Source organism: Demequina capsici, assembly GCF_032102965.1.
Lineage (GTDB): Bacteria > Actinomycetota > Actinomycetes > Actinomycetales > Demequinaceae > Demequina > Demequina capsici.
In genome coordinates, this window is the sequence record NZ_CP134880.1 from 1225859 (window position 1) to 1242994 (window position 17136).

The 17136-nt window shown below is 70.3% G+C and carries 13 protein-coding genes; 5 read left to right on the plus strand and 8 right to left on the minus strand.

The genetic code is table 11. The features are described from left to right. The first annotated feature begins 17 nt into the window (after positions 1-17). The gene (locus RN607_RS05940) at positions 18-2645 is read left to right on the plus strand and encodes a cation-translocating P-type ATPase (RefSeq protein ID WP_313545035.1); all 2628 of its coding nucleotides are present in this window, start codon (positions 18-20) and stop codon (positions 2643-2645) included. Between the two features lie 101 nt (positions 2646-2746). Here RN607_RS05940 and glnA read toward each other — a convergent pair whose 3' ends face one another. Continuing rightward, entirely contained in the window at positions 2747-4180 is a 1434-nt protein-coding gene (glnA, locus tag RN607_RS05945; protein ID WP_313500932.1) for a type I glutamate--ammonia ligase, read from the minus strand. 166 nt (positions 4181-4346) lie between these two features. Between glnA and RN607_RS05950 the strand changes: the two genes are divergently transcribed. Next, positions 4347-4772: an RDD family protein gene (locus tag RN607_RS05950; RefSeq protein ID WP_313500935.1), complete on the plus strand. Its 426-nt coding sequence runs from the start codon at positions 4347-4349 to the stop codon at positions 4770-4772. An 89-nt stretch (positions 4773-4861) separates the two neighbouring features. On the opposite strand, the gene RN607_RS05955 is transcribed toward RN607_RS05950, so the two are convergent. From RN607_RS05955 to lipB, 3 genes are read right to left on the minus strand one after another with little or no spacing between them, the layout of a single operon-like run. Then, positions 4862-5584: a DUF4191 family protein gene (locus RN607_RS05955; protein ID WP_313500938.1), complete on the minus strand. Its 723-nt coding sequence runs from the start codon at positions 5582-5584 to the stop codon at positions 4862-4864. Positions 5585-5632: 48 nt separating this feature from the next. After that, positions 5633-6640, minus strand: coding sequence for a lipoyl synthase (gene lipA / locus RN607_RS05960; RefSeq protein WP_313500941.1), 1008 nt, complete (start codon positions 6638-6640; stop codon positions 5633-5635). Between the two features lie 9 nt (positions 6641-6649). Further along, positions 6650-7345, minus strand: coding sequence for a lipoyl(octanoyl) transferase LipB (gene lipB / locus RN607_RS05965; protein ID WP_376784243.1), 696 nt, complete (start codon positions 7343-7345; stop codon positions 6650-6652). A gap of 128 nt (positions 7346-7473) precedes the next feature. Between lipB and RN607_RS05970 the strand changes: the two genes are divergently transcribed. Then, the gene (locus RN607_RS05970) at positions 7474-9696 is read left to right on the plus strand and encodes an MMPL family transporter (protein ID WP_313500944.1); all 2223 of its coding nucleotides are present in this window, start codon (positions 7474-7476) and stop codon (positions 9694-9696) included. Positions 9697-9759: 63 nt separating this feature from the next. Next, a complete protein-coding gene (locus RN607_RS05975) occupies positions 9760-11136 on the plus strand; it encodes a serine/threonine-protein kinase (protein ID WP_313500947.1) in 1377 nt (458 codons plus the stop codon). On the opposite strand, the gene RN607_RS05980 is transcribed toward RN607_RS05975, so the two are convergent. Genes RN607_RS05980 through lpdA form a run of 3 tightly spaced genes read right to left on the minus strand, consistent with a single transcriptional unit; the run spans position 11123 to position 15152 of the window. Further along, positions 11123-12013 carry a TIGR01777 family oxidoreductase gene (locus RN607_RS05980; protein ID WP_313500950.1) on the minus strand — a complete coding sequence of 297 codons (891 nt, stop codon included), beginning with the start codon at positions 12011-12013 and terminating at the stop codon, positions 11123-11125. The genes RN607_RS05975 and RN607_RS05980 overlap by 14 nt on opposite strands. 6 nt (positions 12014-12019) lie before the next feature. After that, positions 12020-13741 carry a 2-oxoglutarate dehydrogenase, E2 component, dihydrolipoamide succinyltransferase gene (gene sucB / locus RN607_RS05985; protein WP_313500953.1) on the minus strand — a complete coding sequence of 574 codons (1722 nt, stop codon included), beginning with the start codon at positions 13739-13741 and terminating at the stop codon, positions 12020-12022. Positions 13742-13766: 25 nt separating this feature from the next. Continuing rightward, positions 13767-15152 (minus strand): dihydrolipoyl dehydrogenase, encoded by a 1386-nt coding sequence (gene lpdA, locus RN607_RS05990; protein ID WP_313500955.1) that lies wholly within the window; start codon positions 15150-15152, stop codon positions 13767-13769. Positions 15153-15245: 93 nt separating this feature from the next. On the opposite strand from lpdA, the gene RN607_RS05995 reads away from it, so the two are divergent. Beyond that, positions 15246-15584, plus strand: a complete 339-nt coding sequence (locus tag RN607_RS05995) for an oxidoreductase (protein ID WP_313500957.1) — start codon at positions 15246-15248, stop codon at positions 15582-15584. Between the two features lie 92 nt (positions 15585-15676). On the opposite strand, the gene RN607_RS06000 is transcribed toward RN607_RS05995, so the two are convergent. After that, complete coding sequence (locus RN607_RS06000) at positions 15677-17134, minus strand: leucyl aminopeptidase (RefSeq protein WP_313545038.1); 1458 nt, start codon at positions 17132-17134, stop codon at positions 15677-15679. Positions 17135-17136: the final 2 nt, after the last annotated feature.

Below are 17136 nucleotides of genomic sequence, written 5' to 3' on the forward strand. Positions count from 1 at the left end.
ACGACGCGCTGCACGGATTGACAACGCCGACGACCGGGCGTGTGCTGGAGCTGGGCGCGGGCCGAGGCCCCTCCACCCTGTGGGAGCAGCGTGGAGGCGTCGTCATGGAGCTGGGTGAGCCCGAGGCCGGGTTGAGCACCGCGGAGGCCGCGCGCCGCCTCGACCGCGACGGCCCCAACGTGGTCCCGGCCCCGCGACGGCGAGGCTGGCTTCGGGAGCTCGCACGCCAGCTCACGCATCTGCTCGCGCTGGTGCTCTGGGCGGCGTCCGCCATGGCGCTCCTCGCGGGGATGACCGAGCTCGCGATCGCGATCGTCGTGGTGGTGGTGCTCAATGCGACGTTCGCCTTCGCGCAGGAGCATCGTGCCGACCGTTCTGCCGAGCACCTGGCCGCCATGATGCCCGCGCGGTGCCGGGTGCGCCGCGACGGCAGGCTGCTCACGATCGACGCGGAGTCGGTCGTGGTCGGCGACGTGGTGAGGCTCGACCCGGGTGACCGGGTGCCCGCGGACCTCCGCCTGCACGCGGCTGAAGGTCTCAAGGTCGACGAATCCATGACCACGGGCGAGAGCGAGCCGGTGGTGCACGGCGTGGGCGATGCGGTGATGGCAGGCACCTTCGTGGTCCAGGGCGACGGGGAGGGCGTCGTGACCGCGACGGGCGCGGGCACGTCCTTGGCGGAGATCGCGGAGCTGACGCGCACGGCGACCCGCCCGCCCAGCCCGTTGACCCGGCAGCTCGCACGCATCGCGCGCGTCGTCGCCGTGCTCGCGATCGGGACGGGGGTGCTGCTGGGCGTGGTCGGCTCGCTCCTGGGACTCGGAGGCACGCAGGCATTCCTGTTCGGCGTCGGAGTGGCTGTCGCGCTCGTGCCCGAAGGTCTGCTGCCCACCGTGACACTGTCGCTCGCGCGCAGCGCCCGCCAGATGGCGCAGGACCACGCGCTGGTGCGCAGGCTCGACTCCGTCGAGACGCTCGGCGCGACCACCTACATCTGCACCGACAAGACAGGAACCGTCACCCAGAACAGGATGGCCGTGGTGGAGGTGGTCACTCCCGCAGGCACGATCCGCGTGGTCGGCGAGGGCTACGAGCCGGTCGCCGTGGTCAGGGGACCGCGGCACGCGGCGCAGGCGGCGCAACGTGCGGCGGCGGCGGCCGACGCCTGCGTCACCGGCCGCGTCGTGCCCGACGGAACTGGTGGATGGCGCGCCGAGGGCGACCCGATGGAGGCCGCGGTCGACTGCCTTGCCGCACGGCTCGGCGTCTCCCGCATCCGTGAGCACGCGCCGCGCAGGCGGCCCTACTCACCGGACCGCATGCTGTCCTCGGCGATCGTGGACGAGGAGTCGCGCGTCATAGGTGCACCCGAGCAGGTGCTCGCGCGGTGCCTCGACGTGGATCCGACGATGCCGCAGGCGCTCGCGCGGCTCACCCGTCAGGGACGCCGGGTGCTGGCAGTCGCCGCTCGTCCGTGGCAAGGAGGCGATGGTGACGACGCCGCGGAGCGCGACCTGCTGCTGCTCGCGCTGCTCGCGATCGAGGACCCGCCCCGGCAGGGCGTCCGCGACGCGCTCGTGCGCTGCCGGCGCGCCGATATCCGCGTGGCGATGCTCACGGGCGACCACCCGGACACCGCCCGCGCGATCGGGCGCGAGATCGGGCTGCTGCACGACGGCGGGCTCGTGGTGTCGGGCCCGGAGCTGCCGCCGGGTGACGCGGCGTTGGGGGAGCTGCTCGATCGACCCGGTGGAGTCGTCGTCGCCCGTGTGAGCCCGGCGGACAAGCTGCGGATCGCCAGGGCCCTTCGAGCCCGCGGGCATGTGGTCGCCATGACCGGCGACGGCGTGAACGACGCGCCGGCCCTGCGGGAGGCGGACGTCGGCGTGGCCATGGGCGAAGGCGGCAGCGACGTCGCGCGCGAGGCCGCCGACCTGGTGCTGCTCGACGACCATTTTCAGACGATCGTGCAGGCGGTGGAGCTGGGGCGCGCGACGTTCCGGAACGTCCGACGGTTCCTCACGTACCACCTGACCGACAACGTCGCCGAGCTGGCACCGTTCGCTCTGTGGGCGCTCTCAGGGGGCCAGGTCCCGCTCGCGATCACCGTCCTGCAGGTGCTCGCGCTGGACATCGGCACCGACATGCTGCCGGCGCTCGCGCTAGGCGCGGAGCCGCCGAGCCGACGGGTGATGCAAGGGGCGCCTGACTCGTCGGTGCTCGACGGACGGCTGCTCGGCAGGGCCGGCGTGCACGGACTGGTGGAGGCGACCGTCGCGCTCGGTGCCTTCCTGCTGCTGCTCGCCTCGCATGGGTGGACGTGGGGAGGCACTCCGTCCTCTCAGGTGCTCGCGCTCGCGTCCGGCACGGTCTTCGCCTCGATCTCGGTGGGACAGATGGCCAACGCGTTCGCGTGCCGCAGCGAGCACCGCCCCGTGTGGCGGTTGCGATTCGGATCGAACCGGCTGCTCCTGTGGGCCGTCGCGACCGAGGCCCTGCTGCTGGCGCTGTTCCTGGTGCCGCCTCTCATGCAGGGGCTGCTGGGAGGCGCGCCTCCGTCCACGCTCGGCTGGGTGATGGCGGTCGGGGGAGCGGTGGCACTGCTGCTGGTCGACGCGGCGCTCAAGGTCCTGCGTCGACGGTGAAGTCGTCGAGCGGACACCCGGGTGCTGCGACCCGCCTGACGTGCAGGAAGGCCCCCGGCACCATCGGGTGCTGGGGGCCTTCCGTGGGCCTGGGCTACGACTTAGCAGTCGTAGTAGAGCTCGAACTCGTGGGGGTGCGGACGGAAGCGCAGCTGGTCGATCTCGGCCGTGCGCTTGTAGTCGATCCACTCCTCGATGAGGTCCTCGGTGAACACGCCGCCCTCGGTGAGGTAGGAGTGGTCTGCCTCGAGGGTGTCGAGCACCTTGTCGAGCGAGTCCGGCACCTGCGGGATGAGGGCGTGCTCCTCGGGAGGAAGCTCGTACAGGTCCTTGTCCACGGGGGCCGGCGGCTCGATCTTGTTCTTGATGCCGTCGATGCCCGCCATGAGCAGGGCCGCGAACGCGAGGTACGGGTTGCCGGACGAGTCGGGGGCGCGGAACTCGATGCGCTTGGCCTTCGGGTTCGAGCCGGTGATCGGGATGCGGACCGCTGCGGAGCGGTTGCGAGCCGAGTACACCAGGTTGACCGGGGCCTCGTAGCCCGGCACCAGGCGGTGGTACGAGTTGACGGTCGGGTTGGTGAACGCGAGCAGCGACGGCGCGTGCTTCAGGATGCCGCCGATGTACCAGCGAGCCATGTCGGACAGGCCGCCGTAGCCGTTCTCGTCGTAGAACAGCGGCTCGCCGTCCTTCCAGATCGACTGGTGCACGTGCATGCCCGAGCCGTTGTCGCCGAAGAGGGGCTTCGGCATGAAGGTGACGGTCTTGCCGTTCTGCCACGCGACGTTCTTGATGACGTACTTGAACTTCATCAGGTCGTCACCGGCGTGCAGCATGGTGTTGAACCGGTAGTTGATCTCCTGCTGACCGGCGGTGCCCACCTCGTGGTGCGCACGCTCGACGGACAGGCCGACCTGCTCCAGGACCTGGACCATCTCGTCGCGGAGGTCCGCCATCTGGTCGCCGGGGGAGACGGGGAAGTAGCCGCCCTTGATGCGGGTCTTGTAGCCCAGGTTCGGGCCGCCGTCCTGCTCCATGTCGACGCCGGTGTTCCACCAGGCCTCGGACGAGTCGATGTGGTAGTAGCCCTCGTGCTGGTTCGTGTCGAAGCGAACCGAGTCGAAGATGAAGAACTCGGCCTCGGGGGCGAAGTACGCGGTGTCGCCGATGCCGGTGGACTTCAGGTACTCGATGGCCTTGGTCGCGACGTTGCGCGGGTCACGCGAGTACGGCTCGTTCGTGAACGGGTCCACGATCGAGAAGTTGATGACGAGCGTCTTGGCGGCGCGGAAAGGGTCGACGAACGCGGTGGCGACGTCCGGCAGCAGCTTCATGTCCGACTCGTTGATGGCCTGGAAGCCACGGATCGACGAACCGTCGAACATGGCGCCATCGGTGAAGACGTCCTCGGTGAACTGCGATGCAGGAATGTTGAAGTGCTGCATCTGGCCGGGCAGGTCGCAGAAGCGGATGTCGACGAACTCGACGCCCTCCTCCTTGACGAACGCAATCGCCTCTTCGGCGGTCTTGAACATCCGATTGCTCCTTAGGAGAGACAGGTTGCTAGGACTAGCACCTCACACCCTAGAGCCACGCTGTTGCCCTGACGTTCAACTTCTGTTTCGTGCGTGTTACATAGGTGTGAAATCCATGGGTACGGAGGGGCGCGGAGGTGCGGGCGCATCGCCTAGCCTTGTCCCCATGCCTACCGCAGAGTCCCCCTCCCAGGCAACGCGCTCCGCCTCGATCGGGCGCCGCGTCGGCGGCCTCGCGATCGACTGGACGCTGTCGCTCCTGGTAACCTCGGCGTTCTTGCGTGCGCCCGGTTTCGACCCGCAGGCGGCATCCGGCATCGAGCGCGTGCTGTTCTCCGGCAACGAGTGGGCGACTGTGGCGGTATGGGCGGCTCAGCATCTGGTCCTCGTCGCGACCCTGGGGACGACGATCGGTCACCGCGCAGTCGGCCTCAAGGTGGTGCGTGAGGACGGTGCCGCCGCAGTGGGCCTGATCAGCGCTGCGATCCGCACGGCGCTCACGGTGCTCGTGCTCCCCGCGATCTTCACCGATGCGTCGGGGCGCGGCTACCACGACGCGATCGCACGCACCCGGCTGGTCGTCACGCGCTGAGCGCAACCATGGAGGCGGACCGGCAGAGACGACGATGCCGACGCCCCATCGATGGAGCGTCGGCATCGTGATACGTGTGCTGAGACGGCTCAGCGGCCGCGCATGCCCTTGCGATCGGGGCGTGCCCGGAGCGGGTCGACGCCCTTCGGCATGGGGAGCTGGGCGCCGCCCATGGCGCGCAGGCGCTGACGCACGACCTCCTGCTCGTCCTTCTTGAGGCCGCTGGACAGGCCGCGGCCGTAGGCCTCGGCCTTCACCTTGCGGATCGCCTTCGGGAGCGTCTTGACCGGCACCTGGCCGTCGCCGGTGCCCACATAGATGGGGGTCACCTTGACGCCGGACGCCACCTTCGTGAGGCGCGCCTTCACCTTGTCGACATGCTTGCGGGCGCCCGTGCCCTCGGCGAGCAGCACGATGCCGCCGACGCCCACGCCGTAGAACACGATCGCGGCGCCGCGCTGGTCCACCGCGATGGGGTCGTCCTCGAACTGCCAGCCGCGGCGGATCGACTGCGCCACGTAGAGCGAGCCGCCCATCTGGCCCTCCATCCGCTCGAACGCGACCTTCTCGAAGCGTCGCGTGAGCAGGAAGAGGTCGCCGAGCACGGCGAGCAGGACGCCCAGGATGATCGCGTACACGAGAGCGACAGTGCTGCCGAGCAGCAGGCCCGCGACCACCGCGGCACCGATGACGATGACGGGGACGCCGATCATCAGCGGCAGGAGCGCGCTGTCGTAGGGCTTGGTGAACTTGTAAGCCTGCGCGATCAGCTGGTACCAGCGCTGCTTCTTCTCTGGTTCGTTCTTGGCCATGATGCGCCCAAGTCTAGTGGGTGGCGGAGCCTCGTGGTCCCGTCGGGGTCAGCGTGTGCGCGCGAGGACGGCGCCCGCCTCCTGGCGCGCCTCCATCGGCTCGCCCAGGTGCTTGAGGGCCTCGGGGATCGGGCGTCCCTTGCGGGTCATCGCCTGACCCCAGAGCCGTCCGGCACGGTACGAGGAGCGTACGAGCGGACCGGACATGACGCCAAGAAAGCCGATCTCCTCGGCAGCGGCAGAGAGCTCCACGAACTCCTCGGGGCGCACCCATCGGTCCACCGGGTGGTGACGCGGGCTGGGCCGCAGGTATTGCGTGATGGTGAGCAGATCGCAGCCTGCGTCGTGCAGGTCCTGCAGCGCCTGCAGGACCTCGTCGATCGTCTCGCCCATCCCCAAGATCAAGTTGGACTTGGTGACGAACCCATCCTTCTGGGCCTCGGTGAGCACCTGCAGCGACCGCTCGTAACGGAAAGCAGGACGGATCCGCTTGAAGATGCGAGGCACGGTCTCCACGTTGTGGGCGAGCACCTCGGGGCGCGAGGAGAAGACCTCGGCGAGCTGGTCGGGCTCGGCGTTGAAGTCGGGGATCAGCAGCTCGACTCCGGTGCCGGGGTTCAGCTCGTGGATCTGGCGCACCGTCTCCGCGTAGAGCCATGCGCCACCATCCTCGAGGTCGTCGCGGGCGACGCCCGTGACGGTCGAGTACTTGAGGCCCATCTCCTTCACGGAGCGCGCGACCTTGAGCGGCTCCATGCGGTCCAGGGCAGACGGCTTGCCCGTGTCGATCTGGCAGAAGTCGCAGCGGCGGGTGCATTGCGCGCCCCCGATGAGGAAGGTGGCCTCGCGGTCCTCCCAGCATTCGAAGATGTTGGGGCAGCCGGCCTCCTCGCACACGGTGTGCAGGCCGCCACCCTTGACGAGCGACTTCAGCTCGTTGTACTCGGGGCCCATCGTGGCCTTGGTGCGGATCCATTCGGGCTTGCGCTCGATCGGGGTCTCGGCGTTGCGGGCCTCGATCCGCAGCATGCGGCGGCCGTCAGGTGCGAGGGTCACGCGGTCTCCTTAGGTGTGCGAGGCCGGCTGGAAGGCGCCGGGGGTGGGGGCGTCCTCAGCGGCAGGGGTCCATCGTACGTCGGCGAGCGCGCGCTCCAGAGCGGCGAGCACGGCAGGCACGACGTCGGCGATGGCGACGTCGTGACCGAGCTCCGCGGTGAGCGAGGTGACGTCCGCGTCGCTGATGCCGCACGGCACGATCCTGTCGAACTCGGAGAGGTCCGGGTCGCAGTTGAGCGCGAAGCCGTGCATCGTGACACCCTTCGCGACGCGCACGCCGATCGCGCAGATCTTGCGCTCACGCCGGTCGCCGTCGGCGGGCAGCCACACGCCGGAGCGGCCCTCGACCCGCATCGTCCTGACGCCGAGCGCGGCGCAGGCGTCGATGACCGCCTGCTCCAGGCATCGGACGTACCGGACGACGTCCACGGGCTCGGCGAGACGCATGATCGGGTACCCGACCAGCTGGCCGGGTCCGTGCCAGGTGATCTTCCCTCCGCGATCCACCTCGACCACGGGCGTGCCGTCGAGCGGGCGGTCCCAGGAAGCGGTCCGCCTGCCCGCCGTGTACACGCTCGCGTGCTCGACGAGCACCAGGGTGTCCGTGCGTCGTCCGGCGACCACCTCGTCGTGAAGATGCCGTTGGAGGTCCCAGATCTCGCGATAGTCGCGGGGGCCTTCGGGGAGCAGATCCAGGGTTTCCACCGCACCAGGCTAACCCGCCCGACGCGCGACCGGGTGCCGTGTCAAATACCGGGAATGAGAACGCGCGGAGCGGCGTTCCGGCCTCACCTGCATGGTGCAACCCCCGAGCCTTAAGGATGAGACCCGCTGTGAAGCACACCTTGCTCCGCCCCGTTCTCGTGGTCCTCGCGATCGTCGCGTGGCTCGCGATCGGCGGCGCCGGAGGCCAGACCTTCGGCAAGCTGTCGGATGTCCAGGAGAACGACTCGGCGGCATTCCTGCCCTCGTCGGCCGAGTCCACCGAGGCCGCTGCCGCCCACCAGCTGTTCGCGCCGACCCAGTCCGTGCCGGTGCTGCTCGTCGTCGAGGGAGGCGAGCCGGACGTCGCCACGGTGCAGACCTTCGTCGACGATGTCCTCGCCACCCCGCTCGAGGGCGACCCAGACGGCCGCACCGTCGGCGACGTGATCCTCACAGGGCCCACAGGGGAGGGGCCGCAGGCGGTGCTGTCGGACGACGGGCAGGGCATCCTCGTCACGATGGCCGTCGACTCGGACGTGTTCGCGCAGAGCATCGGCGAGGACTCCTTCGCCCAGGTGCTCGTCAGCACCCTCCGCGACAGCTGGACCGAGGCGGACACCGGGCTCGACGGCTACGTGACGGGGCCCGCGGGACTGGTCGCGGACCTCTCGGCGGCATTCGCCGGCATCGACGGGATCCTCCTGCTCGTCGCGCTCGCCGTGGTGCTGCTGATCCTGCTGGTCGTCTACCGCAGCCCCGTGCTGCCGTTCCTCGTGCTCGCCACCGCCATGATCGCCCTCACCGGTGCGATCATCCTGGTCTACGCGCTCGCCGTGGCCGACGTGATCACGCTCAACGGCCAGTCGCAGGGCATCATGTTCATCCTCGTGGTCGGCGCCACCACCGACTACTCGCTGCTGCTCGTGGCCCGCTACCGCGAGGAGCTGGTGCGCGTCGAGTCGCCGTACTCGGCGCTGTGGACGGCGTGGAGGCGCTCGCTCGAACCGATCGCCGCCTCAGCCGGGACCGTGGTGCTCGGTCTGCTGGTGCTGCTGCTCAGCGACCTGAAGTCCAACTCCTCGCTCGGGCCCGCGGGCGCGATCGGCATCGTCGCGTCGTTCCTCGCCGCGCTGACGCTGCTTCCCGCACTGCTCCTCATCGGAGGCCGGCATGCGCGAGGCGTCTTCTGGCCGGCGATGCCGCGCTACCGCGGGACGCATGCGCCCGCTGAGACGCGCCATGCCGATCTCTCCCCGCAGGAGCGCGAGCGCGTGACTGCGGAGCTCGAGGCCGGAGCCGGGCTGTGGGGGAGGATCTCGCGCAGCGTCGATCGTCGTCCTCGCATGGTGTGGCTCGCGGCTGCCGGAGGCCTGGCCGCGCTCGCCGCGTTCCTTCCCACCTTCCAGTCGGGAGGCCTCGGGTCCCGTGACGTCTTCCTGGGTCAGGTCGAGTCCATCACCGGCTTCGAGGTGCTCGAGCAGCACTTCGAGGCGGGAGCGACGTCGCCCATCCGGATCATCGTCGCTGAGGACGAGGCCGACGCAGCCCTCGCCGCCGTCCAAGGCGTCGACGGCGTCGACCAGGCGTCCCTGCTGACCGCGTCAGTCGCCGCCGGCGCGCCGGCGGGCGTGGTCCCCGACGAGGCTCCGCTCGTGATCGACGGACGCGTCGAGATCGTGGCGGTCACGCATGTGGCCGCCTCCTCGGTCGAGGCCACTCAGATCGTGTCCGACGTGCGCGAGGCGGTCCACGCGATCGATGCCGACGCGCTCGTGGGCGGCGAGGCTGCCGAGCAGCTGGACACCCGACTCACCTCCGAGCGCGATCTCAGGGTGATCCTGCCCACGATCCTCGCCGTGATCCTCGTCGTCCTGACGCTGCTGCTGCGCGCGCTCGTCGCGCCGGTGCTGATCATCCTGGCGAACGTGCTCAGCTTCGGAGCGACCATGGGGCTCGCAGCGATCGTGTTCAACCACGTCCTCGACTTCCCCGGCACGGATCCGGCGGTGCCCCTGCTCGCCTTCGTGTTCCTGGTGGCTCTGGGCGTCGACTACTCGATCTTCCTGATGTCGAGAGCGAGAGAGGAGGCGCTCGAGCACGGCAACCGCGAAGGCATGCGGCGCGCGCTCGCCGTGACCGGTGGAGTGATCACCTCTGCGGGCATCGTGTTGGCCGCCACGTTCGCGGCGCTCGGAGTGATCCCGCTGATCTTCCTCGCGCAGATCGCCTTCATCGTCGGCACCGGGGTGCTGATCGACACCTTCGTCGTGCGGTCGTTGCTGGTGCCTGGGCTGATCACGGACGTGGGCCGCCGCTCGTGGTGGCCCGTCCACAAGCGCATCGCCGACTGACCGTCGACGGCGGCGACCTGTGGATTACCCCACGGGCCGCCGCCGTCCTGCCAGCCTTGCCCCATGGACAACGGCACCGAGATCGCGCAGATCAGGCGCGTCGTAGGAGTCGGCGAGGCGGTGTACGCGGCCGCCACGGCACGCGCCGAGGTGGTGAGGGCGCTCGCCGCGCCGGAGCTGCGCGCACCCGACAAGATCGTGATGCAGGGCGAGGCGGTCGTGGCGCTCATGCCGGTGTCGAGCGGCATGACGCTCGCAGAGGTGACCCGCGCGACCGGGCCGCTCAGCGCGGGAGCGTGCGTCTGGGTGGGCACCAGGGCCGCTCGGGCCCTCGCCCGTCTGCACCGCGCAGGCATGGCCCACGGCGCCGTGGACGCGGACAGCATCGTCATCGAGGACGGCAGCGCGGTGCTGCTGGATCCGGGCACGGGCGTCGCTTCGGCGAGCCCCGCGGATGACGTCGCCGCCCTCGGAGGCCTGCTCCGTGCGGCGGTTCGCGCCGTCGATGGCGAGGTCATGAGGGCGTGGACGGATCCCATGGCGGCGGACGATCCGGCGGCACGCCCCACAGCCGCCATGATCGCGCGGGCGTTGCCAGGAGCCGCGCAGGAGCGTCCCGTCGCACTGCCGGGGCCGTCGGTGGCTTCCCACATGCGTGACAGCGCAGCCGGAATCTCGCTGTCCGCTCAGCCGGCCGGGGGACGTGGAGCGGGGAAGCCCACGTCCTCCGGCGCGCGCGGGCGTGCGGCGGCCCCCGCGCGTGCCGTCGCGCCGGGCCGCAGGAGCCTCGCCGCACGGCTGTCGACCACTCCGCGACGCCTGACGCTCGGGGTCGCCGGCGTCGCGTTCGTACTCCTCCTCCTGGCAGGCGTGCTGGCCGCGACAGTCCTCACCCGGGACGGCGACGCGCAGGCGACCGCGGCCGGTGAGCTGTCCGCCACCTCGTCCGCGCCGGACGTGTCGGCGTCAGCGTCGCCTTCAGCGAGCACAGAGACGGGAGCGCCCCGCACGGAGGAGGGCTTCACGACCACGCCGAGCGGGGACCCCGAGCAGGTCCAGACGTCAGGGCCAGGCGATCCAGGCGTGGCCGCGGCACAGCTGACCACGCAGCGCTTCGGCGCGCTCGCGGCATCCGACGCGGAGGCGTTGATCGCGACGACAGCGGCGGGCTCGCCCGCCCGTGAGCGCGCGGAGGAGCAGGCGATCTCCCTGACCGGAGGTGGCCTCGCCTACGAAGGGCTGGCGGTCACCGTGGGCGAGGTGCAGGTGCTGAGCAGCGCCCCGGACTCGGCGCTCGTGTCGGTCGCCTACTCGACGAGTCAGTACGTGGTCGCCGTGGACGGAGAGCAGACCACTGTGCCGCCCGCTGAGGAGAGTGTGCAGTTGGCGCTCGTCGCGCAGGACGGTGGATGGCGTGTGAGCGACGTCAGTCAGGAGTGACGATCCACCGCGCGGCGGCGTCGATCTGCGCGTGATCCCACGTGAAGCCGAGCCGATTGAGCACGCCGGGCGAGGCGAGCTGCGAGTTCAGGAGATCATCGGCGGCGGGGCCCACGGCGAGCCTCATCGCCCACGCGGGGACCGACAGACCCGGGGAGGTGCCCATCGCCTCGCACAGCGCCGTGATCAACGGACGATCCCGCACCGCCACGGGGGCGATGACGTTGGAGGCACCGTGGTGGCCCGAGGTGAGGTGGAACTCGAGCGCTCGGATCGCGTCCTGCAGCGAGATCCATGAGTGCCATGCTCTTCCGGAGCCCAGCGAGGAGATGAGCCCCCGTCGCACGAGTGGCAGGAGCCGCTCCGCGAACCCGCCGTGCGGCGCGAGCACGAGGCCTGTGCGCAGGTACACCACTCGAGCACCTGCGTCCTGTGCGGGCACGGCGGCGGCCTCCCAGTCGCGGCAGATGCTCGCAAGGAACGTCTGCCCGGAGCTGGACCGCTCGGACAGCGGCTCCTCGCCGCGCGAGCCGTAGTAGCCCATCGCGGAGCCTTGGAGCAGCACCGCATCAGGCTTCGCCTGAACGATCGCGCGGGCGATGGTCGATGTCGAGTCGACGCGTGACTGCCGCACCACCTGCTGATACGACGAGGTCAGCCGTCGCGCCCCGATCGAGGCGCCGGCGAGGTTGACGATCGCATCAGCGGAGGCGATGACGTCGAGGTCGATGGTCCCTGCCGCAGGCGCCCACGACGACTCGTCTGCGGAACGGGCCTGACGCCGCACGAGGGCGACCACGGAGTGGCCGCCCTCGCGCAGCGAAGCGGATAGCGCGGTGCCGATGAGGCCAGAGGCCCCTGAGATGACGACGCGCATGAGGTCCTACAGGTCGAGCTCGTCCTCGAAGGCGCCGCCCTCGATACGAGCCTTGACCGTCTGCAGGAAGCGGGCGGCGTCGGCACCGTCGACGATGCGGTGGTCGTAGCTCAGCGGCAGGTAGACCATCGGACGGATCGCGATGACCTCCTCACCGTCCGGACCCTTGACGATCACAGGCTTCTTCACGATCGCGCAGGTGGCGAGGATGCCTACCTGCGGGGCCGGGACGATCGGCGTGTCGAAGAGCGTTCCGCCGGAGCCGGTGTTGGTGACCGAGAAGGTGCCGCCAGAGATCTCGTCGGCCGCGAGGCCGCCGTTGCGGGCACGGTTGGCCAGGTCCGCGATCGCCTTGGCGTGCTCAGCGACCGTCTTGCTGTCCGCGTCCTTCATGGTCGGAAGCATGAGGCCCTTGGGAGTGTCGACCGCGAGGGACAGGTTGACGGTCGGGTGGTACACGATCGAGTCGTCCACCACCGACGCGTTCAGGAACGCGTGCTCGGTGAGCGCCTCAGCGACCGCGCGCGTGAAGAACGGCAGGAACGTGAGGTTCGTGCCGTGCTTCGCCGCGAACGCGCTCTTGGAACGAGCACGCAGCGCCCAGATCTTCGAGGCATCGACCTCGACGACGGAGGTCAGCTGCGCCATGCCGTGCAGCGACTCCATCATCTTGTCCGCCGTGATCTTGCGGATCCGCGACATCTTGACCGTCTGGCCGCGCAGCTCGGAGACCTTGGTCTCAGGAGCGGCGGTCGGAGCAGCAGGAGCAGCAGCCGTCGCGGCAGGAGCCGGTGCGGCGGCAGGAGCAGGGGCCTGCGCTGCCGCGATGACGTCCTCCTTGCGGATGCGTCCGCCCACGCCCGTGCCAGCGACAGCAGACAGGTCCACGCCACGCTCGGAGGCCAGCTTGCGCACGATGGGGGTCACGTAGCCCGAGCCTCCCGCAGGCACCGAGGTGGCGACGGTTGCAGGTGCGGGCGCGGGTGCGGGGGCAGCAACCGTGGCCTGGGCGACAGGTGCGACGGGCGCCACAGGTGCGGCTGCGACCGGAGCCTCGACGGGAGCCGGAGCCGCAACAGGCGCCGGGGCGGCGGCGACCGCGGATCCGTCGCCGATGCGGGCCAGCACGGTGCCGACCTCGACGGTGTCGTCCTCGGCCACGAGGATCTCGGTCAGGGTGCCCGCGAACGGCGAGGGGATCTCCGTGTCGACCTTGTCGGTGGAGACCTCCAGCAGGGGCTCGTCGACGGCCACGGTGTCGCCGACGTTCTTGAGCCAGCGGGTGACGGTGCCCTCGGTGACGGACTCACCGAGCGCGGGGAGCGTCACGTCGCGACCAGCGGCAGCGGCAGCGGGCGCGACGGCGGGTGCCGCAGCCGGTGCTGCGGCGGGCGCGGGTGCCTCGGCCACGGGCGCCGGCGTCGCTGCGACGGGGGCAGGTGCAGGGGCCTCGGCGGGTGCAGGCGCGGCAGGAGCTGCGGCGGCCTCGGATGCGTCGCCGATGCGGGCCAGCACGGTGCCGACCTCGACGGTGTCGTCCTCGGCCACGAGGATCTCGGTCAGGGTGCCCGCGAACGGCGAGGGGATCTCCGTGTCGACCTTGTCGGTGGAGACCTCCAGCAGGGGCTCGTCGACGGCCACGGTGTCGCCGACGTTCTTGAGCCAGCGGGTGACGGTGCCCTCGGTGACGGACTCACCGAGCGCGGGAAGGGTGACTTCGTTGCTCATCAGAGGGAACTTCCTTCAGTTCGAATCAGTCGTGCGCGTGCAGCGGCTTGCCGGCGAGTGCGAGGTGGGCCTCGCCCAGCGCCTCGTTCTGGGTGGGGTGGGCGTGGATCAGGGGCGCGACGTCCTCCGGGTGCGCCTCCCAGCTCACGATCAGCTGAGCCTCGCCGATCTGCTCGCCGACGCGGGCGCCGAGCATGTGGACGCCGACCACAGGGCCGTCGACGACGCGGACCAGCTTGATGAAGCCGGTCGTGCCGAGGATCTGGCTCTTGCCGTTTCCTCCGAGGTTGTACTCCACCGTCTTGATCGCGGCGTCTCCGTACTGCTCCTTTGCCTTCGCCTCGGTGAGGCCGACCGAGGCGACCTCGGGCTCGCAGTAGGTGACGCGCGGGATGTTCGACTCCACGATCGGCTGGGGGTTCAGTCCCGCGATCTGCTCGGCGACGAAGATGCCCTGCTGGAAGCCGCGGTGCGCGAGCTGAAGGCCCGGGACGATGTCGCCCACGGCGTAGATGCTGCCCACGCCGGTGTGGAGACGCTCGTCGGTGAGCACGAACCCTCGGTCCATGTTCAAGCCTTGCTGCTCGTAGCCGAGCGAGGCGGTGCGCGGTCCGCGGCCGACGGCGACGAGCAGGATGTCGGCCTGCTGGGTGGTGCCGTCCTCGAGGGTGACCGTCACACCGTTCGCGTCCTGCGTGACCGACTGGAAGCGCTTGCCGAGCGTGAAGCCGATGCCGCGCTTGCGGAACGCGCGCTCGAGGCCCTTGCTCAGCGACTCATCCTCGTTCGGCGCGAGGTGGGGCAGCGCCTCGATGATGTGCACCTCGGAGCCGAACGACTTCCACACCGAAGCGAACTCGACGCCGATCACGCCTCCGCCGAGCACGATCGCGGACCGGGGCACGAAGTCGAGCGACAGCGCCTGGTCGGACGTCATGACACGGCCGCCGATCTCGAGGCCGGGAAGCGAGCGGGCGTAGGAGCCGGAGGCGAGGACGATGTTCTTGCCGGTGTAGCGCTCGCCGCGCACCTCGATCGCGTCCGGGCCCACGAGCGTGCCGTGGCCCTCGATGACGGTGACCTTGCGTGACTTGATCAGACCCTGCAGGCCCTTGTAGAGACGGTCGATGACGCCCTGCTTGTAGGCGTTCACGCCGTTCATGTCGACGCCGGCGAACGTGGTGGCGACGCCGATCGACGGGCCGTGCGCGGCGGTCTCGGCGACCTCGGCAGCGTGCAGCAGCGCCTTGGTGGGGATGCAGCCGTTGTGAAGGCATGTGCCTCCGACCTTCGCCTCCTCGACCAGACCGACCGTGAGGCCGAGCTGGGCGGAGCGCAGCGCGGCGGCGTAGCCGCCGGAACCGCCTCCAAGGATCAGGACATCAAACGAGCGCGGGGTGGACTCGGACACTATGAGCTCTCCTTGTAAGGAATTCGGTACCGCCCATCTTGCCACCTGGCGCGCTTCGCGCGAACCGCAAGGGCCTTGGCATACGCTGGCCTCATGTCCTTCCTGTCCAGGATCTTCGGCTCCCGCAAGGCGGCGGGCCCGGCAGCGGGTTCGACGTCACGAAGCGCTCAGTCGCAGACTGTCGCGCACTTCAAGGATTTCGCGGCGTCGCGGCCGGGCTGCGAGGCGTTCATCGAGCCGGCGACGCGTGTGACGCAGACGACGATGGTCCTCGTCGCTGGCTCGGGGGAGTGGACGCGGCGCAAGGTGCCCGACGAGGTCACGGCCCGCAAGCTCGCGACCCAGCTCGGTGTGCCCGCTTTCGACGTCAATCTCTCGGGGTATCCGTCACGCATGCGGGAGTGGAACGAGACGCACCGCAAGCCGCTCTGATCGGGCGGGTGGCCTGATGCTCGGGCCGAGGTCTGCGGACGCGACGACGCCCGCCCTGCAGTGATGCAGGGCGGGCGTCGTGCACGTTGCGGCTACGCCTGGGCGTGCGCCGTGAACAGCTCCAGCAGGGTGCGGACGGAGTGGCCGGTGGCGCCCTTGGTCGTCCAGCCCCACGGCGCGTCCTCGTTGAACGCGGGACGTGCGATGTCGAGGTGCGCCCACGGCGTGTCGCCCACGAACTCCTTGAGGAACAGACCTGCCGAGAGCATGCCTCCCATGGGGTCACCGATGTTCTTGAGGTCGGCGACCTGCGAGTCGAGGGCCTTGCGCAGGTGGCCGGGCAGCGGCATCGGCCAGAAGTCCTCGCCCGCGCGCTCGGCGGCCTCGACCACGGCGGTGCGGATGGCCTCGTCGCCCATGACGCCTGAGGTGCGCGAGCCCAGCGCGACGCCCTGGGCTCCGGTGAGCGTCGCGACGTCGAGCACCATGTCGGGCTTCTCCTCGATCGCCTTCGCGAGGCCGTCGGCCATGACCAGGCGACCCTCGGCGTCGGTGTTCATGACCTCGACCGTCCTGCCGCCGTAGATCTTGATGACGTCGGACGGGCGCTGCGCGGTGCCGGACGGCATGTTCTCGGCGAGGCAGAGCCAGGCGGTGACGGTGACGGGAAGCTGGGCACGTGCCGCGGCGAGCGTGGCGTGCAGCACCACGGCCGAGCCCGACATGTCGGACTTCATGGTCTCCATGCCCTTCGGCGGCTTCAGCGAGATGCCGCCGGTGTCGAACGTGATGCCCTTGCCCACGAGTGCGACGTGGCCCTTCGAATCGGCGGGCTTCCACTCGACCCGCACCAGGCGGGGCAGACGCGACGAGCCCATGCCGACGCCGAGGATGCCGCCGAAGCCCTCCTTCGCGAGCTGCTCGGGCTCCCACACCTGCACGTCGACGCCCACCTTGGAGCCGAGCTCCTGGGCGATCGCGGCGACCGCGCCGGGGTACATGTCGCGCGGAGGCGTGTTCACCAGGTCACGCACTCCGGCGATGGCGGCCACGAGGATCGAGGCGCGGTCGATCGCGGCGTCGGAGGCGCTTGCGACGAGCCAGTCGGTGCCGGCCCAGGGCTCCTCGCCTTCGGCGGGCTCTGCGTCGGTCTTGTAGTCGCGGAACGTGTATGCGCCCAGCACGGCGCCCTCGGCGATGGCTGCGTAGCCGTCGTCGTCAGCGGCGGGGATGGCGACCACGACGGTGTCTGGGTCGGTGCCGCAGCACCGCGCGGCGGTGCCGGCGGCCTCGCGGAGGCTGCGCGCAGAGCCGTCGCCGACGCCGACGAGCACGACGCGGCGTGCGGACGTGCCGCTCCCGGGGAGCACGGTGGTGGAGCAGCAGGCGCCCTTGACGTCGAGCAGCTCGGCGGCGGCCTGCAGCGGCGCAACGGCCTCCGTAGGCAGCTGGGGGTGCGCGAGGATGGTGCCTTGCGCGTCGACGCCGAGGATGAGAGCGTCGGCCTCGATGGACGTGACGATGTCGCTTGTGGCGTTCAGTGATGTCATGG

Bases quoted from the DNA above. Each gene is read 5' to 3' on its own strand.
- glnA (WP_313500932.1), bottom strand. From the start codon at position 4,180: ATGTTCAAGACCGCCGAAGAGGCGATTGCGTTCGTCAAGGAGGAGGGC.
- RN607_RS05950 (WP_313500935.1), top strand. From the start codon at position 4,347: ATGCCTACCGCAGAGTCCCCCTCCCAGGCAACGCGCTCCGCCTCGATC.
- RN607_RS05955 (WP_313500938.1), bottom strand. From the start codon at position 5,584: ATGGCCAAGAACGAACCAGAGAAGAAGCAGCGCTGGTACCAGCTGATC.
- RN607_RS05975 (WP_313500947.1), top strand. From the start codon at position 9,760: ATGGACAACGGCACCGAGATCGCGCAGATCAGGCGCGTCGTAGGAGTC.
- RN607_RS05980 (WP_313500950.1), bottom strand. From the start codon at position 12,013: ATGCGCGTCGTCATCTCAGGGGCCTCTGGCCTCATCGGCACCGCGCTA.
- sucB (WP_313500953.1), bottom strand. From the start codon at position 13,741: ATGAGCAACGAAGTCACCCTTCCCGCGCTCGGTGAGTCCGTCACCGAG.
- RN607_RS05995 (WP_313500957.1), top strand. From the start codon at position 15,246: ATGTCCTTCCTGTCCAGGATCTTCGGCTCCCGCAAGGCGGCGGGCCCG.
- RN607_RS06000 (WP_313545038.1), bottom strand. From the start codon at position 17,134: ATGACATCACTGAACGCCACAAGCGACATCGTCACGTCCATCGAGGCC.